This window comes from Mucilaginibacter sp. NFR10 (assembly GCF_900100445.1).
In the GTDB taxonomy this organism is placed as follows: domain Bacteria; phylum Bacteroidota; class Bacteroidia; order Sphingobacteriales; family Sphingobacteriaceae; genus Mucilaginibacter; species Mucilaginibacter rubeus.
Genome location: NZ_FMTV01000001.1, coordinates 710,311 through 728,737, shown reverse-complemented (window position 1 = coordinate 728,737; position 18,427 = coordinate 710,311). Strand labels below are relative to the sequence as shown.

At 42.6% G+C, this 18,427-nt stretch carries 13 protein-coding genes; 3 read left to right on the top strand and 10 right to left on the bottom strand.

What is annotated here, in order from left to right; genetic code table 11:
* Positions 1 to 173: 173 nt before the first annotated feature.
* The 7 genes from BLP33_RS03080 to BLP33_RS03050 form a co-directional block, all read right to left on the bottom strand.
* Positions 174 to 446: a hypothetical protein gene (locus tag BLP33_RS03080; protein ID WP_090524767.1), complete on the bottom strand. Its 273-nt coding sequence runs from the start codon at positions 444 to 446 to the stop codon at positions 174 to 176.
* Positions 447 to 601: 155 nt separating this feature from the next.
* On the bottom strand, positions 602 to 2,734 hold the full coding sequence (gene pnp / locus BLP33_RS03075) for a polyribonucleotide nucleotidyltransferase (protein WP_090526179.1): 2,133 nt from the start codon (positions 2,732 to 2,734) through the stop codon (positions 602 to 604).
* A 127-nt stretch (positions 2,735 to 2,861) separates the two neighbouring features.
* A complete protein-coding gene (gene rpsO, locus BLP33_RS03070) occupies positions 2,862 to 3,140 on the bottom strand; it encodes a 30S ribosomal protein S15 (RefSeq protein WP_090524765.1) in 279 nt (92 codons plus the stop codon).
* 599 nt (positions 3,141 to 3,739) lie between these two features.
* The gene (locus BLP33_RS03065) at positions 3,740 to 5,542 is read right to left on the bottom strand and encodes a M61 family metallopeptidase (protein WP_090524762.1); all 1,803 of its coding nucleotides are present in this window, start codon (positions 5,540 to 5,542) and stop codon (positions 3,740 to 3,742) included.
* Positions 5,543 to 5,705: 163 nt separating this feature from the next.
* Positions 5,706 to 8,366 carry a glycoside hydrolase family 2 protein gene (locus tag BLP33_RS03060; RefSeq protein ID WP_090524760.1) on the bottom strand — a complete coding sequence of 887 codons (2,661 nt, stop codon included), beginning with the start codon at positions 8,364 to 8,366 and terminating at the stop codon, positions 5,706 to 5,708.
* Between the two features lie 12 nt (positions 8,367 to 8,378).
* Entirely contained in the window at positions 8,379 to 9,233 is an 855-nt protein-coding gene (locus tag BLP33_RS03055) for an ROK family protein (RefSeq protein WP_090524757.1), read from the bottom strand.
* A gap of 7 nt (positions 9,234 to 9,240) precedes the next feature.
* The gene (locus BLP33_RS03050) at positions 9,241 to 10,479 is read right to left on the bottom strand and encodes an MFS transporter (protein WP_090524755.1); all 1,239 of its coding nucleotides are present in this window, start codon (positions 10,477 to 10,479) and stop codon (positions 9,241 to 9,243) included.
* Between the two features lie 229 nt (positions 10,480 to 10,708).
* Between BLP33_RS03050 and BLP33_RS03045 the strand changes: the two genes are divergently transcribed.
* Genes BLP33_RS03045 through BLP33_RS03035 form a run of 3 tightly spaced genes read left to right on the top strand, consistent with a single transcriptional unit; the run spans position 10,709 to position 13,046 of the window.
* On the top strand, positions 10,709 to 11,749 hold the full coding sequence (locus BLP33_RS03045; protein ID WP_090524753.1) for an AI-2E family transporter: 1,041 nt from the start codon (positions 10,709 to 10,711) through the stop codon (positions 11,747 to 11,749).
* A gap of 5 nt (positions 11,750 to 11,754) precedes the next feature.
* On the top strand, positions 11,755 to 12,687 hold the full coding sequence (locus BLP33_RS03040) for a cation diffusion facilitator family transporter (RefSeq protein ID WP_090524751.1): 933 nt from the start codon (positions 11,755 to 11,757) through the stop codon (positions 12,685 to 12,687).
* 35 nt (positions 12,688 to 12,722) lie between these two features.
* The gene (locus tag BLP33_RS03035; protein ID WP_090524749.1) at positions 12,723 to 13,046 is read left to right on the top strand and encodes a hypothetical protein; all 324 of its coding nucleotides are present in this window, start codon (positions 12,723 to 12,725) and stop codon (positions 13,044 to 13,046) included.
* Between the two features lie 107 nt (positions 13,047 to 13,153).
* Here the strand turns inward: BLP33_RS03035 and BLP33_RS03030 are convergent, their stop codons facing one another.
* The 3 genes from BLP33_RS03030 to BLP33_RS03020 form a co-directional block, all read right to left on the bottom strand.
* Complete coding sequence (locus BLP33_RS03030) at positions 13,154 to 14,275, bottom strand: XrtY-associated glycosyltransferase XYAG1 (protein WP_090524747.1); 1,122 nt, start codon at positions 14,273 to 14,275, stop codon at positions 13,154 to 13,156.
* A gap of 248 nt (positions 14,276 to 14,523) precedes the next feature.
* Positions 14,524 to 15,084, bottom strand: coding sequence for an inorganic diphosphatase (locus BLP33_RS03025; RefSeq protein WP_090524744.1), 561 nt, complete (start codon positions 15,082 to 15,084; stop codon positions 14,524 to 14,526).
* Positions 15,085 to 15,398: 314 nt separating this feature from the next.
* Positions 15,399 to 18,380, bottom strand: a complete 2,982-nt coding sequence (locus BLP33_RS03020; RefSeq protein WP_090524742.1) for a glycoside hydrolase domain-containing protein — start codon at positions 18,378 to 18,380, stop codon at positions 15,399 to 15,401.
* Positions 18,381 to 18,427: the final 47 nt, after the last annotated feature.

Genomic DNA, 18,427 nt, shown 5'->3' with positions numbered 1-18,427 from the left:
TAGTGGCTATCGGTGTGATTTCATCGAGGTTGCCTGAACCTGAATTTACAGAATTAAAGAATTGGCAGGGTAAAAAGGAAAGACGAAAGACACATTCTATAAAATCCTCAATTCGTTTAATTCGAGCAAAAAAAATCTGTGAAACCTGAAAATCAAAAAATCCAGGTTCGGACTTAATCGCAATTCAATAACAAATCGTAATATTTCCGCATCAGTACGGTATCGTAGTTAACCAGCGACTGATAAGCTTCTGAAACCAGCTCATTGAGGATAGATGATCCAAGCTGCCCGCCTCCATTGGGGATGGAGTCGTAATAAACAATGATTTCCTTCACCCTTATTATTTCGTACAGTAACTGCTGAACCAAATCCGTCTGAGTACCCGTCTGCATACCAGCCGAATTGCTATTCAGGAAATCTAAAGGATCGTTAGCAGCAGGGGTCATTTTTTTATCAAACAGGATCGGAATTATGGTTTTATCAACTACGTATTAACAGTTAATAAGTTTAAACATCCGCTTTTTGTTTTAAAAAAATAAAAAAAATTAAAACAAAATAGCAAAACCCTCATAAAGAGGGTTTTGCTACTGTATAAAAACACTTAATTATTTTGCTTTGGCTCAGGCTTAGGTAACAGAACCTTGCGCGATAGCTTCAGTTTACCTTGCTTATCTACGTCAAGCAGCTTAACCCTTACCTCGTCGCCTATCTGGAAGATGCCATCCATCGTTTCAATACGGCGGTGATCAATTTCAGATATGTGCAGCAAGCCATCTTTACCAGGCATAATTTCAACAAACGCACCGAAAGGCATAATTGATTTTACTTTACCTTCGTAAATCTCGCCCACTTCTGGTTTTGAAGCGATAGCGCGGATGCGGCCTAAAGCGGCGTCGATAGATGCTTTGTTATCAGCAAATACCTGAACGATACCCTGGTTGTCTTTTTCCTCGATAGAGATGGTTGCGCCTGTTTCACGCTGCATTTCCTGGATGATTTTACCACCTGGCCCTATAACCGCACCAATAAATTCTTTATCAATTTTAATGGTAACGATACGCGGAGCATGTGGTTTGTAGTCGGCACGTGCCTCGGTAATGGTTTTAGCCATTTCGCCAAGGATATGTAAACGGCCGTCTTTAGCCTGGTTTAACGCGTTGGTTAATACTTCGTATGAAAGGCCGTTGATCTTCAGGTCCATCTGTACAGCAACGATACCGTTTTTCGTACCGGTTACTTTAAAGTCCATATCACCTAAGTGGTCTTCATCACCAAGAATGTCAGAAAGGATAGCATATTTGGTACCCATTTCGTTGGTGATCAAACCCATCGCGATACCTGATACAGGCTCTTTAATTTTAACACCTGCATCCATAAGCGCCAGTGTACCGGCACAAACTGTAGCCATTGAAGAAGAACCGTTTGATTCCAAAATATCAGAAACTACACGGATAGTGTATGGGTTTTCATCTTCAGATGGCAATACTTGTTTCAATGAACGCATGGCCAGGTTACCGTGGCCAATTTCACGGCGGCCGGCACCCCTGTTAGGCCTAACTTCGCCGGTAGAAAAACCAGGGAAATTGTAGTGTAACAAGAATTTTTGGTAACCGTTAATGAACGCACCGTCAATCATTTGCTCGTCATCCTTAGCACCTAAGGTAACGGTAGTTAATGATTGTGTTTCACCGCGGGTAAATATCGCCGAACCGTGAGCAGATGGTAAATAACCAACTTCGCTCCATATCGGGCGGATCTGTGTAGTAGTACGACCATCTAAACGTTTGCCCTCGTCTAACACAAGGTTACGGATAGCATCATACTCCACATCGTGGTAATATTTTTTAGCAAGGCCTTTAGTAATATCATCTATCTCACCTAAGGTTTCGATATAGGCGTCACGCACTTCTTTAAATTTAGCACTCCGCTCTTCTTTTGCAGATGCAGCAGAAGCAATGGCGTAAACCTGATCATAAGTAGCAGCGTAGATAGCTTTTTTCAAGTCCTCATTGCTATGCTCATGGCTGTAAACACGTTTTTCGGTTTTACCAACTTCAATGGTCAGTTCTTTTTGAGCTAAACATTGCAGTTTAATAGCAGTGTGGGCAAACTTGATGGCTTCAACCAATTCAGCTTCCTGAATTTCTTTTGATTCGCCTTCAACCATGTTGATATCATGCTCGCTACCTGCAACAATAAATTCTAAAGTTGCATTTTCAAGCTGGCTTAATGTAGGATTGATTACTAACTGTCCGTCAATTTTAGCAACACGTACCTCAGAGATTGGACCGTTAAAAGGTATATCAGATACAGATAAAGCTGCAGATGCTGCCAAACCGGCCAATGCATCGGGCATAATATCTTTATCGGCAGAGATTAAAGAGATCATCACTTGTGTATCAGCGTGATAATCTTCAGGGAACAAAGGACGTAAAGCACGGTCAACCAAACGGGAGATCAAAACCTCATAGTCTGATAAACGAGCCTCACGGCGTAAAAAACCACCCGGGATACGGCCTGTTGCAGCGTATTTCTCCTGGTAGTCAACCGATAAAGGCAAGAAGTCAACTCCTTCTTTAGCTTCAGGCGATGATACAACAGTAGCCAGTAACATGGTATCACCCATTTTTACTACTACCGAGCCATCCGCTTGTTTGGCCAGTTTACCTGTTTCGATCTCAATGGTGCGTCCGTCGCCCAGATCAATAACTTTTTTAATTACGTTTAAACTCATCTTTTTTTGTTTGTGATGCACTTTTCATCTTCGGGAGCGCATCGGATTTTATGTGTGTAAATATATGTTGCAAAAGTAAAAAAGCCATCCTAAAATGGGGATGGCTTTTAAATAAAAAAGGAGAGAATTACTTAATGATATCCCTTAGCTGTAAAGCTTTGATGATAGCACGGTACCTTTCAATGTCTTTATTATACAGGTAAGCAAGTAACGCACGACGTTTACCTACTAATTTTTGTAGCGATAATTGAGTTGAAAAATCCTTTTTGTTTTTTTTCAAATGCCCTGTTAAATGAGCAATACGGGTAGTAAATAAAGCTACCTGACCTTCGGCCGAACCTGTGTCAGCTGCTGATTTACCGTGTTTTGCAAAGATCTCCGCCTTTGCTTCTTTACCTAAATACATTACTTGAATAATATTAAAGCGTTAACTATTTTATTAATTGTGGGTGCAAAGATAGTGATTAATTATGCAAAAGCAAGGGGGCGGATGGATTTGTTTTTGGGGTTTGTTTTAATGGTGAATGGCTGATTGGGTTGGATTAAGTGAGTGGTTATCTTTTCAGGAGTGAACGGTTGGCTGGTTGATTAAGTGAGTGGTTGGTTTATGATGAGATTTATGATGAGTAGTTAGTTTTTGAAGTGAAGGTGGTTGGGATGAGTTCGATAAGTGCCTATTATAGTCTGAACTCAAATTTTTGGAATTAAATAATTGGCAGAATTCCAGGCAAATTCATAAATTCCTCAACTCGTTCAATTTCGGTTAAGCTATAATAAATTCGAAATCAAAAATCCCGACTCCGAAATCAATTATGGCGTTACCTTCGGCCCGCGCTATACGCTCATACTGCACAGGCATTAGCCACGAGGCCGGTACCCGCTACTATCGCTAACGCAAATTGTCTGAATCAGAATTTACAGAATTTTGGAATTAACAGAATTTCTTGCGACTCGTTTATAATTTTGAAAATTCTCAAATCCTGTAAATTCTGATTCAGACAACAATCAACGCCCCTCCGTCCAGCTTTTAAAGATAGCCGATTGCAGCTGATCAGGATTTGGTAACGGAGTTATCCTGAATGATTTTTCACGCTTTTTACCAAGCGCTACATCAATATCTTTGGTAACTCCATCTTTCAGAATGGTAAACTTCACTACATCGCCTTCTTTGCGGCTATCCAGTGCTTTACCCAAAGCTTCTGGATTAGCGGTCTCGCCATTAACCTTCAAAATAACACTGCGCCCACGAATGCCTGCATTCCAGGCAGGTGATTGATAAGCTACCGTGGTAACGCGCATGGAATCCCGCACCTGACGCATGTTTAGCCCGGCCCAGGCATTAGAAACTGTGGTCGTAGCGGTATCTACAGCTAAACCGCCTAAGGCGAAGTACTTTGGATAATCAGGCGGCTTTACAGTCGATGCATATTCAAATACCTCGGTTAAAAGTACGCCCGCCATTTTCTCACATTCATTCCTGAATTCCTGTTCGGTAAAACCGCGGTTCAGCTTTTTGTAATACTTATAATAAAGCAGGCGCATTACATCATCAAGCGTTTTTTTATTTTGCGTTGCATGGCGGATGCTGAAATCAAGCATCAAACCAAGGATTGGCCCTTTATCGTAGTATGAAATGGTTTTATTAAAATCGTCGCCCTGCCTGCCGTTAGGTCCGTCATCCCAGGTGTTATAGCTTGCTTGCGTTGCCGATTGGTACAAATGGCCGGGCTCATTTTCGTAGTTACGCAGGTTATTCTGAAAATCGCCAAACATATCTTCATTATTCATTAAACCGGCATGCCTGGTTATCATATACTCATAATAAACGGTAAAGCCCTCTGATACCCAAAGCATATTGGTATGGTTCTCTTTCGAATAATCAAACGGCCCAAGCTCCACCGGCCGAATACGTTTAACATTGTAATGGTGAAAATACTCATGCGCTATAAAGTTGTACAGCTTTTTACGGGCTTCGGGAGTATTAAACCCTTCACCTCCGCTAAAACTTAACGAGGTTGAGTTTAAGTGTTCGATACCGCCCCCACCTGCGCCAATTGATAAAAAGGTATAATGCGTATAAGGAATTTCGCCTATGATGTTGCTGCCGGTCACTACTATCTTTTTCAGGTCGTCCATAAACGCCTGCCTGTCAAAAGCAGGCAACTTATAACCGATAAAGTTGTGTGGTTTATTCTGCACGCTGAAAGGCGGCAAAACTTCCAGCTCGCCCATTAAAAAAGGGCTGTCATAAAGTACATCAAAATCGGCTGCTTTGTAAACATGGTATTGTCCCTTCAGGGTATCCAGCCCGGTTGCTACCAGATCGCTCCATTTGCTGTAAGGCTTCATTTGGATGGTGACTGGATGGCGTAATTCCTGGTCGAGGTACATGAACAGGCCTCCGGGGGTAATGTAGCCTCTTGTTTCGTCAAGATAAACGTTGCCCACAAACGGCACAACAGCTTTAACATCGTACGAGATCTTTACATCGCCGGCCGAAGGGTTAATAACTTTCCAGGTATCCTTAGTAGGCTTATCAAATTTAAGCGAATTGCCTTTTGCATCGGCAACAGTAAAATTTTGTACGGCTCCGGCAAAATTGATTAGCTGGTAATATCCCGGTGTCCAAACGCACATCTTAAAATCGAGCGTTTTGAGGTGGGTTTTATTGGCCAACTCAACATGATACAAATGGTCGGCCGCCTTTTCCATCGACACCGAATATTGCATATTAACAGGTTGCTGGGCCCAAACGCCGGCACAAAAAAACAGGCAAAATGACAGGGTTAAATTAGATAGTGATTTCATTATCTGCTTGGGTTTTGCCGAATATAATAAACAGCGATTTATTTATTTCACCAATCACCGGAAATTAGCCCGAAAAATGCCTGTATTTATCCACCGGGGATAAATTTTACCAGATGTTTTAACTTAAGAAAACAGGCCATGATCAGCTTATTTTCCGAATAAACTACTCCTTCGGCAGCCCATCTTCAAACCCACAATCGCCACTGCTTGCAGCTATATCCAGGTTCCAGGCCGAAGTTAGGAAATAAGGCGCTGTGCCATCGGCATTTTTAGTACTATAGGTGCACTTGATCACCCTGCTTTCGCCCGGTGCCAGTGAGATATAGTTGTCGCTGAAGATCACTGGTAAAATATCGTCACCACCTTGCCCTTTTAAAGCGCGCAAATGTACAAAAAACGCAACTGCACTGCCTGTATTTTTGATAGTTACCATATGCGAAGTGCTGTCCCTTTCAGCTTTACCGGTTTGACTAACCACTAATTTAGTTTTGGGTAAAGATTGCAGGGCCGAATAATCCGCGTAGGCCGATTGCGGCGTAGTAAACCAGTTTGACTTTTTCCAGTTGAGCTCATCGCTTTTTTTGGAGAGCCAGTACCAGTTGATGCTTTCAGTTTCGCCGTTTTTATCGCTTAGCTCAAGGCGCAACAGGTAAGTATCCGTTAAACCGGTAATGGCGGGCAGGGCGAATAATCTTTTTGATGCATCGGCACCTATATCGGCAGTAGTGGTTTTACTAAATTTATTTGCCCCATCGAGGTTATAAACATCAGCCTTAACTCTTAAACCAGTAACGGTTTTTAAATAGGAGTTGATAATTGCTACCTCATTAGTTTTGTAAGAATACAGCACATGCAGCGGCTCCATCGCCTTTTTCATGCCAAAGTAAGTACCGGCCGGATACAGGTAATAATCATATGTATGCCAGATAATGCCTGGCCACGGATTGCTCAGCATCCATTGAACTACGCCCGTGGCCGTTCGATATTTATTTAACCCGTAGGCTTCCATCATGGCACGGTGGGCCTCGTAGTTTTGTGCCTGAGCTTTGGCTACATAATTTTTAATGGATACAGTTTCGCCGTAACGGCCGTAAAGCGCTTTGGTGAATACCTTTGTGGTGCCAAATGAGCCTGTACCGCAATGATAGTTCCAGGCGGCCGAGGTCACGTTCAGCGAATCTTTAGGGATAAATTTCACCAGGCTTTCATACGGCGGGATTGACGGACCGGGCGAAATCTCGGTAGCAAAACTGTAAGTACCGCCATACTTTTTGGCGGCATCGGTTTCCCAATAAACAGGCGGCACCCACTCATACGGGCCGGCCATTTTTACACCGCTATAGCCCGATACCTTTGACTTACTTTCATTAGCGGTTGCTAATAAGGGGTTAGGCCATTTTAACTGCTTTTCAATCTTCAGGTAATCGCGCTCAACCGAGGTATCTGTCGGCGGCATATCGCTGCCATTGAGCCATACAAACAAACTGGCCTTGTTGCGCAGCCAGTACATCACACTACTATCTGACGCCATGGCAACTTTTCGTTCGGCCGCATCCCATTTTTCAGGATGCTGCCAGGTGCCGCAGCACATCCAGCCGTTCATCACCATCAGGCCGTATTTATCACACAGATCGTAAAAATTATCGTCTTCCATTTTACCTTCGGAGCGTACAATGTTCATGTTCATATCCCGTACCAACCGGATCTCCTGCTCCTGCCTTTCGGGCGAACGGCGCTGGAAAATATCAGGCGACCAGGCCGCGCCCCTTAACATAATAGGCTTGCCATTCACAATAAACTCGCGCGACTGGTTATTATCAATAATCATGGATGTAAACTGCCTGATCCCAAAATTCTCGCTCACCGAGTTGCTCAGCTTTTTATTAACCACAGCCGATACTTCAATGCGGTTGAGGTTTGGCTTACCATATTGCCAGGGCCACCAGATGGATGGATCTTTAATATTAAGCTGCTTAAACTCCAAAGGTGAAAAGTTTACATTCTTCGACTCGTTAGCCAGCAGGTGTACTTTTTTTTCGAAGGATATATTTTCATTGATCCTGCCTTTGATCACCGCATCCTGTGGTTTATTGGTATAGTTGGTCACCTGGGCATCTACTGTTAAATGGGCTACCGCAAGCGAAGGCAGATCAAAATCTGTTGTAACCAATGGAAACTTCACACCTACTTTATTGTAAGTTCTCACTTCAACGTTATTGATGATTCCACCATTATAATCCTGCGGATAGGGAATCCAGTCGGCATAATCAATGGCAAGGTCACCATCACGTTTGTTTGGGGTAAAAGGCCTAAGCACTTCAATAGCTAAAGTGTTGGTGCCGCTATAGTTGATATTTTTGGTGAGGTCAAGATCAATGATGCGATATGGGCCCTTCACTTTTGTTGAATCGGCTATTTTAACCCCGTTGAACCAAACGTTGGCTTTATAGTTGATGCCATGTAAACGAAGGATCACGTTTTTGCCATTTTCGGCAGCAGGCAGGGTAAACTCCTTCCTGAACCACCATGGTTTATCCAATTTAGGATCTGCCAGTTTTTCAAGGTTCCTGCCCATAAACGGATCAAAATTATATACATGATTGGCCAGTAAGCCAGCTAAAATGGTTGATGGCACGCTTACTTTATACCAGCCCTGGGTATCAAATTTTTCTTTCGAAACCTCCGTAGCAGTGGCAGGCACTGTAAGTGCCGATTGCATCTGCCAGTCATCCTTCAACAGTAAGTTAAAATTTTCCTGCCGCTCCTGCGCAAATACCCTTGTACTGAGCAGGACCATTACCGACATTAGTAATATTTTTTTCATGATAGATTAACTTTACTTCTGATCGTCGTAATACAAAGCAGCCGCACCTATGATACCGCTGTTTTGCAGTTCCGAGATCTCGATTTTTATACGTTCAAGTGTTTTTGAGTAGGCAAAGGTTTTCACCTGCCGCCACATGGTATCTTTAAAATATTCAAAAGCCTGGCTTACCGATCCGCCTAAAATAATCAGCTCGGGATCATAGGCGTACATGATCATTTTTACTGCATTCCCCACATGGTTTCCTAATTCGGCATACAGCTCCAATGCCTTCTCTTTGCCGGCCTGAGCATCTTTAAATACCTGTACGCCATCCAATCCGTACACATTGTTAAAAAATGAGCCGCTGCAATAGTACTCCAGGATGTTATCGATATAGGGAAAAAGACCTATCTCCCCGGCACCGCAATTGTGGCCTGCATACAGTTTGCCATTGGTGATAATGCCGGTGCCAAGCCCGGTGCCAAGGGTCACGCCAACCATGCTGTCAGTATCTTTTCCCTTTCCAAAATATAACTCGCCTACGGCAAAACAATTGGCGTCATTATTTACATATACCGGGATGTTGTATCGCTCCTGCATCAGTTTTTTCAGGTGCACTTCCTTCCATGAGGGAATATATTGCACGTCATAAACAATACCTTCGGCTACATCAACTACGCTGGGCACGCCTATGCCTATGGCGCTGGCCCTATCGTTTTGCAACAGGGCATCAACAACGGCATAAATATCGTTCAGCACATCTTCTACACTGCCGTCGCTTTTTATCCGTTGCGATACAATATTACCGATGGTGTTATTATTAACAACCGCTCCGCGGATATTGGTAGCACCCAGATCAATACCTATAACTTTTATATTGCTCATTTATTTATTATGCTTTATTATCAAAAATAGTTTTGTTGGTAACCAGCGGCTTAGCCCAAAAGCCGATACTAAGCATGTAGCCGAATGTAATGTACAGGAAAAACATCCCCTGCCTTAACCCAAACAGGCTGCCCAAGCCGCCTATCAAGAGCTGAACCACCGCGCCGCCAATAATACCGGTAACCAGGATCCCGGCAAATGAACCGTGATCTTCAGCTATCGAACTCAACGCCAGCGAGAATATAATGGGATACATTACCGACATGAAGAAGCCAACTATTGAAAATGAGTACAATGATGTTTGAGCGCTGCCGAACAAACCAAGCGTGAGGAAAATGAGTGCCAAAATGGTAAAGATCACCAGCAGCTTGCGGCTATCCATCAGTTTAAGTAAAAACAAGCCTAAAATGCCGCCGGCGGTCATCAGTCCCCAGAAATAGGCTACCGCGCTGGCACCTGTGGTTTGCGGATCAAACTTGTGGTAAACAAGTAAAAATTGCGACATCCAGTAGGATACGCCCTGCTCGCTGCCCACATAACAAAACAAAGCTATAAAGTAAGCTATAACAACGGGCTTTTTAAAAAGGTCGACGTGGGTTTTCCATGGCCCGGCTTTTTCGTCGCTGGCCAGTTCAACCTTCGGAAATTTAGATATCAGCATGATCACCAACATACCTAAACAAATAACCGCAAACAGCCAGTAAAGCGAGATCCAGGGCATGGCTGTGGGTACGTGCGCCTCAAGCAAAGGGAAAATACCACCTTTGCTGCTCCCCATGTTTTTAACCATGTATGAATAAACCAGCGGACTAACAAACGACGCCCCGCCAAATATGAGCTGCGCCAGTACCGAGGTAAAAGCATAATTTTCCTCTCCGCCCGATGTGCGGAGCAATGGATTAATCACCACCTGCAGCATAGCCATACCGCAGCCAATTAAAAACAAGGATATAATGGCAGTAAGATAATTAGGATAAACAGCCAATAGTAAAGAGCCAAAGAACGCCACCACAAAAGCAGCAACCATAATGGTTTTCTCATTATACTTTTGAACCAGCATGCTCGACGGAATTGACATAACACCATAGGCAATAAAAAATGCAAAGGGCAATACCCCTGCCATTACATCGCTCAACTTGAAATCCTTAATAAACTCGGGAGATAACGGCCCGATAATATTGGTTAAAAACGAAATAACAAAAAACGTAAGCATGATCAGCGTTACGATGTAGTAGTTTTTCTTCATCAACTGGAGGGTTATGGTTTTTGGTTCGGTATAAACCTAAATATCGGTAAAAAAGCCGTTGGCGGAATAATTTTACAAAAACTCATTTAAATTGTTACACTTCCTTTTTAAAACATTTTAAAAAGTTTAAAAGCAATCGATCTCAACCTCTTTCGTAATATCTTGTTAACTTAATTCAATCAAAACATTTAGAGTACATGAATGTGTTAATGGAACAAATACCTGCTATATGACCCCAAAAAAAGAAAAAGAGCTTACTTATATCGAAAAAGTATGGCACACTGTTGCTATTGTTGCCTTATTGGTTGTAGTGATACTGATAGCCCGGGTGGCTTTTAACGTACTGCTCATGGTACTTTCAGGCGCACTGATCGCGACTTATTTTCATGGCCTTGGCGACCTGATAGAGCGTAACACTAAAATGCCGAGGCGGTATGCAATGATCATATCTGTAGTTGGTTCATTTTTAATTGTAGCAGGCTTGTTTTATTTAATGGGCACAACCATACAGCACCAGATAGCTTTACTTAAAGATACACTCCCGCATACGGTTAATAATTTTAAGGCTAAGCTGGCTTCAAACCCAACAGGGCAGCAAATACTTGATTATTTTTCGGGCGATAATGATCCCGATAAAGTTGTGGTTACTGTACAGCACTTTTTCAGCACCAGCTTTGGCGTGCTGGGTGATATTTATATCATACTGTTCCTGAGTATTTTTTTTACTACCAATCCCGATGTTTATAAAAATGGCATTTTAATGCTGCTATCAGATCAAAAAAAACCTTTGGGGCAGGATATTATGGACAGGATCAGTCTTTCATTAAAAGGCTGGCTTAAAGGGATGCTGCTCTCTATGGTATTATTGGGCTTGCTGCTTACCACGGGCTTGAGCATTATGGGAATTCCGGCGGCATTGATATTAGCCTTATTTGCAGGTATGTTAAAGATCATCCCTAACCTGGGCTCGGTTATAGCCATGATACCGGGTGTATTACTTGCACTCACCATGGGCACAAATACAGCTATTATAGTGGCGCTCATTTATGTAATATCGCAAACCGTAGTAAGCAATATCGTAGTGCCTATAGTACAAAACCGTATGATCAACCTGCCTCCCGCGCTTACCATCATCAGCCAGGTGGTTATGGGAACGCTTTCGGGGGTGCTGGGTATCATATTGGCAGTTCCTATTGTGGCCATTATTGTGATTTTGGTTGATGAATTGTATGTTAAAAAACTTGGCGATGCCGAGGTAATAGCGCATTAAGGAATATGACCTCATCAAAAAAATCGATATATAGCGCACTAATTGCCAACCTGCTCATAGCAATAACCAAATTTATAGCGGGCGTTATAGGCCGAAGCGGGTCTATGATCTCCGAGGGGATCCACTCGGTAGTGGATACCGCTAACGAATTGCTGCTATTGCTTGGTCTGCACAGGGCCCGCAAAGAGCCCGATAAAACCCATCCTTTTGGCTACGGTAAGGAGCTATACTTTTGGTCGTTCATTGTATCTATCATGATATTTGGCCTGGGCGGAGGGCTATCTATTTACCAGGGTATATTACATATCCGCCAACCCGAACCCCTTGGCGATCCTACGATGAGTTATATCGTTTTGGGATTATCCGTCATATTTGAAGGCTCGTCGCTCATCATCGCCCTGAAAGAATTTAACGCCATAAGGGGCGATCAAACCTGGTGGGATGCCGTAGTTAAAAGCAAAGACCCATCAACCTTTTTAGTGATGTTTGAGGACAGTGCAGCCGTTGCAGGGCTTTTTATTGTTGGCATCTGCATGTTCCTGAACCATCGTTACCACATTCCCGTGCTTGACGGTATAGCATCATTATTGGTTGGTTTAATTTTGGTTGGTGTTTCGGCCATATTAGCCCGGGAGAGCAGGAGTTTGCTTATGGGCGAAGGCATTTCGTCTGAATCGCGTACGAAGATAAGCACCCTCGTTGAACAGGATAATGCCGTTTTAAAGGTGATGCACATGCTGTCAACCTATCAATCGCCCGATGAAATTATTTTGATGCTGATAGTAGCTTTTAAAGATGATCTGGATACCCAGCAAATCAACGAAGCTATCGGCCGGATCCGGGATTGTATTAAGCAGGAGTTTAGTTTGGTGCGCTTTGTATTGGTACAGCCCGAAACATTTTCGGCAGAAATTACTGAAACAGGCAGCGTACTTTAATTGTATATTAGCTATTGATAACAAACATCTATCTCATGGAAGAACAAAAATTTCATTACGCAACGGTAACCGAAGCTATAACCAAATTAAAAGAACAGGGCTATACCCATGAATTTAGCCTGGAAGGTGATCACCTCAAAGCAGGCGCGGAAAACTTCCCGGTAAAAGAATTTGAAATAGTGGACCTGTACCGCTACGAAGGCCCCTCCGACCCCGCCGATGAGGCTATTGTTTACGCCCTTGCTTCAGCGGAAGGTGTTAAAGGCACACTGGTAACGGGCTATGGGATCTCTACAGATGAGGCGACTATAGAAACGCTAAAGAATTTACATTATAAGTATCAGCAGGGCCGGCAATAGTCTGGCCCTTTAATCGCTCCTACCTCAGTTCCAACACACATTTCGGGCTTAGCTTTAAAGGAAGGCAGCCATCCAGGGATAGTAAATTGGCCGAAAGAAAAGAGGGATTATTTTAAATACTCTTCGTAATACTTTGTTATCAGCACCTGCTCATGAAACGTCGTTCTGATAATTTCGCGGCCATGCTTGCGGATGTGATCTAATTTTTGCTTTGCAAGGTGAGCTTCGTTCAGCTTTTCAACAATGTTAACGGTATCTAATTTACAGACCCACCCGAGATTATTTTCAATAACAAAATCGGAAAGACCTACATTTTCGGAAATTAAAACAGCTGTACCCATATGCAATGATTCAACCACCACATTCGCGAAGTTTTCATTAAAGGAGGTGAGGACACACAGATCAGACTGGTTAAGCCGTTCAAATTTCTCCTCCCGGTTTACCCATCCTATCCAGTCAATTTTTGAAGCTATATTTAACTCAATTGCAAGTTGTTTCAATTGCTGTACGTATGCGTCCTCTCCATCGCCCGCAATAACAAGTTTCAGGTTAAAAGAAAGCTTGCTTATAGCAATAAATAGTTTTTCAAGTCCTTTTTTATGATGAATGCGCGACATAAAAATAACCGTGAAGTATTCATTGCGGGGCGCCTTTATTTCGATATCAGGTAATGATAAAATATTAGGTAATACAAAGCCCTGCCAGCCCGGAATCAACTTCCTGCATTCCATATATTCGGATTGGGCGGTAGCGTGCAGCACGCATTTCTTTAAAATTTTACGGCCACCTAATTTATGGATCAATTTTTTGTAGCTGCTGTTTCCGCTTTCAAATACGTACCCGCTTAGCATGCCGCGGGGCGCCAAAATCACTTTGGTTTTACTGAACAAGGCGATCCGTGCAGCTATTACGCTTAAAATGCTCCACCACGAATGGATGTGGATTACATCATAATGGTTGGCAGTTTTAACAAGTCTGCGCCATAATGCCGGACTAACGTGTGTATGATCACCGGTGATCCGTTTAAAATAAATTACATTAACCCCTTCAACATTCGTTTTAGCTCCGGGTATTACATCCAGTTCGGTTTTACCGTTGGCTGTAGTGGTATAAACGTCAACAACATGCCCATTAGCTGCTAACCCCTCGCAAAGCCGCGATACAGATTCAGTTGGACCTCCGTAGCCGTAAGCGGGTTTATAAGCAGGTATAATGTGCAGTATTTTCATAAAACATCATTAGCAATATGAGAATGCAAATATGCATTCCGCGGAGGGATTATTTAGCCTGCTTCAATTTTAAACCTAAAATTATCGAGGTATAAACGGAGCAGGCAAATCCCGAAGGAAACCAACGATACTACCTTCCAAAGATTACCTGAGCTCCATGCCAGGACGAAGTAAAAATAAAAAATGTTTAACGCTGCAGTCAATAAAAAGAAGCAGGGTTAAACATTTTTTGTCAGATCTTAATATTTTTAACCGGCAACTTTGGTTTGGACGGGTTTAAAATTAACATCGTATAATACCATACTATCTTCTATCACCTGATGGCCGTAACTTACCCCCATCCAGCGTTCAACGGTTACGTTTTTGCCTTCCAAAACCTTGTAATCTTTAAAGAAGCACTCAATCTCTTTAATAGTATGCGGCGGTAATTCGCTTAAATCATTTATATAATTAACCGACATATCATTATTGGCAACAGCGATTATTTTATCATCCTGCTGGCCATTATCAATCATATGCATTACCCCAATCACCTTTGCTTCAATAATAGACATCGGAAAAACATCAACAGAGCATATAACTAAAATATCAAGCGGATCCTCGTCATCGCAATAGGTTTGAGGGATAAATCCATAATTGGCCGGATACATTACTGAAGAAAAAAGCACACGGTCTAATTTTAAAAGTCCGGATTCTTTATCAATCTCATATTTAGCTTTTGAGCCCTTGGGAATTTCAATAACGGCGTTTACAACATAGGGAATTTTAGGCCCGGTTGAAACTTCATGCCATGGATGCTGTGTATTCATTGGTAGTAATTCAATATTTTGGTTATTTTTTTATGAAAGTACTAACAATTTACCGATTCGATTAAAATATTTTCATTTTATTTCAATTCACTTTATTACCCAAATGCATCAAAGAGCTTGTTACCGTTCAGTTTCAAGGGTTTACGGCTTTTATAAAAATGCAGGCGGTATGCATGCTTTTGGTACATACCACCACTGCAAACTAACATAATAAACCAGCAATCGATAAACCACAAAGGCAGGCTGCGGGTTTAACTCAGTGATCTGCCAATGTAAAAGTATATGGTTATAAACCATTTTTTATCCATTAACTGTTATTTAATGATCAACAACCAGCCTTTACCCTTTTCAACCGGGATCCTGTCATTCAAGCCAAATGTTTTGCCCGGCTGATAGCTTTTAATTTCGGGAGCAGTAATAGTTGCCTTAGCCGGATCGATGCCTAATTTTTTCCAGTCGATATTTAACTGAAAATCGGTATCAGCATCTTCCCAACTGGCAACAGCTACCATGGCAGCTCCGTCTTTTTTGTAAACGGTTGCTATAACTTTGGCCTTATCGGTTTTTACCGGATTATCATCAACCCAGTAACCAATCATTTTTGTGCCTTTCATGCCAAAATTATCCCATGCTTTCCAGATCGGGCGCGGATCAGCACCATCGCTCCATGGCATACGGTTGGTCATACCGTAAACCATACCACGCCATTTGTTGCCACCGCCTTGCAGCATCTCGCCCATTAAACCAAACGGAATCCCGCTTACTTCGGTCAGGAAGAAATCAGGATCATTTTTTTCGTAGTCAAAGTATTCACCAAACCATAAACGGTTCAGGTAAGGAAAATGCTCCATATACAGGTTGGCGCTGTTGTTAAAACCGTCGCTCTTGTTGTATTGATTAGCCGAGTGCAAATCAATAATGCCGGGATGACCATTTTTGGTCAACACGCGTTTGATACGTTTCATCGTAACGCGGTCGAACGCCACGTCATCCAGGTAAATACCGTCGATACCGACGTTTTGAGTAAGCCAATTCATGCCTTCCACGTAGTAATTGTGCCAGCGGTTCATGCCGCTGTTGATAATAGCCGCATCTTTAATTTCGGGCACAAACCATGCGGCTATGTAATCATCGCCCACATGCTCCTGTAACCAGCTGAAACCGCCGCCCTTGCCCGGCGAATAAATTTCATGGCCTAAACTACGCAATGCAAAAGTTTCATAAGCATGATTTGACAGCTCACGAATGGTATTGTAGATCTTCACCTTTAACCCGGCAGCATGGGCAGAATCATCATAGGCCTTCATTTTTTTCCAGGCGATGAACGGATAGTTGATGGTTGGATTTATTGCCGTTGCGTGATGAATGTTGATAAGCGTTGCGCCTGCGTTTTTTATGGTATCAATAGGTTTGTACGAGTGATAAAACCTTGTAGCCCACTGAAAATCGGTATTGATGGTATGGAAAGGTGTTACCAATAAAGTAAAGTTGTAATAAAGCTCTTCCCCTTTTTTCAGGTCGCGTTCGCCGCTGTAGTTGTTGGCTAATACCGCTTTACCATCAAAAGATACCTTAATACCGCCTTTATTATCATTGCCCCATGAGGTTGGCAGCAATAAAGGTTTTTGCAGGTAAAAATTGGTATTCAGCGGACGAACATATTTTTCGTCCCTCAATGAATATTGTAAGCCGCCGTTCACATTGCCTATCCAGGCGCCGTCCTGGTTTTTATGGGCAACATCCCATTTCCATTCAAAGTTTTCAGGGCGATAGCCTCCTTTTTGACCAAGGCCCATCATGTATTTGGCGAAATCCTTTTTAAAAGGAATGTGCATGGTAATATCTTTCAGGCTAACATTCTGAAGGGCTTTTACTTTTACAGTATAAGCCATAAAGCCGTCAAACTCCAATGAGGCAGTTACATCCATTTGTAGACTATCATTGGCGCTTACTGCAGTCCACTGAACTGTGCCGGCTTCTTTTTTAGAAAACTGTACACCCTGACTTTTCAGGTTTATCTTTTTGCCCGCAACATCAATAAAATGAAAGTGGATGCCTTCGGTAAGCAGGTTATTAGGCGCTGCGGCGTACTCCGTCATTTCGGGCGTGAAATAAGTTTGGATCTGTTTTGGGAAACCATCTTTATTCACCTCCACTTTACGGCCAAGCAGGCTAATAGTATTGCCGCTTATTTCAAGCGGCGTATACGGCGAAATAACGGTATTTTGTTGCGCCATGGTTGAGTTTAACCAGCCCAGGCGGGTCATTTTATAAGGCTCGCTTACACCGCCATCTTTCGATATTTTGCTATTTACCTTAACAGATAAGGCAATTGTTTTTGCAGGTTTTCCGTTGATGCTAATAGTGGCATTACCGGTATAAATAGCAGGAAGAACTGTGGCAGGTACATCTACTCCACACCATAATGCCTGGATGTCGCCTTTAGCAACATTAACAATCTTGGTAAGTGGTTTTGCATCATAAGCAGTGCCCCCGGTATTGATACAAAATAGTGCCGAAGCCGGGATTACCTTACCAGTAGCCGATTTAAGGTCACTGAATGTTACCTGTACATTTTCGATATTTTGCAGCGCGTAAATGCCCAACTGAAATGCAAAGTTTTCGCCTCGCGCAGCTTCACCGGTATATTTATTCTGCGGACCAAGCTCTATCCAGCGTTGCGGCAAATCTTTGGTCATGCGGATGGAGTTCATCCTATCTTCCGGGAAAACCAAAAATGCTTCTACTTTATGTTTACTAATCAAAGCTTCAGTTTCTGCTTTAGTGGCAATCACCTCCATCGGGTAAAAACTATTAAAAGCGTCAATAGATTGAAATTCTTTTACCGCAGCTAACTGCACCTGGCCATTTACTGCACTAAGCCATTCGGCCGAAGCTGTATTTTCGGGCTTTAGATAAACGCCCTTGGGATAATTGGAACGGCCCTCATTTTTATAAGGCATGTAATACACAAAGTATGTGCCCTTACCCGATGTTGGCTCAAAATACAATTCGCCACTTTCTCGGTTTACTGTACCGATTTTTACGTTGGTAATCTTTTGTTTGGTTTTCGCATCCTGAATAATGATCCGCTTATTTTCGGGCTCATTATCCCTGCGTCTCCAGTTGATTATTGCTTTAGCCACTTTTCCTGTACCGTTAAAGGTTAACACTACACGATGGTTACCCAATGAATCGGCCAGCCAGCATTTATCGCAATTGGCATAAGGCACCTTTTGTGCCGAAGCAGCAAAGCCCGATAAAAGGAATGTGAGCGCTAAAAATTGTTTTTTCATGAAATAAATTTAGTCAGTCTTTTTATAATAAAAACTATGTCATTGCG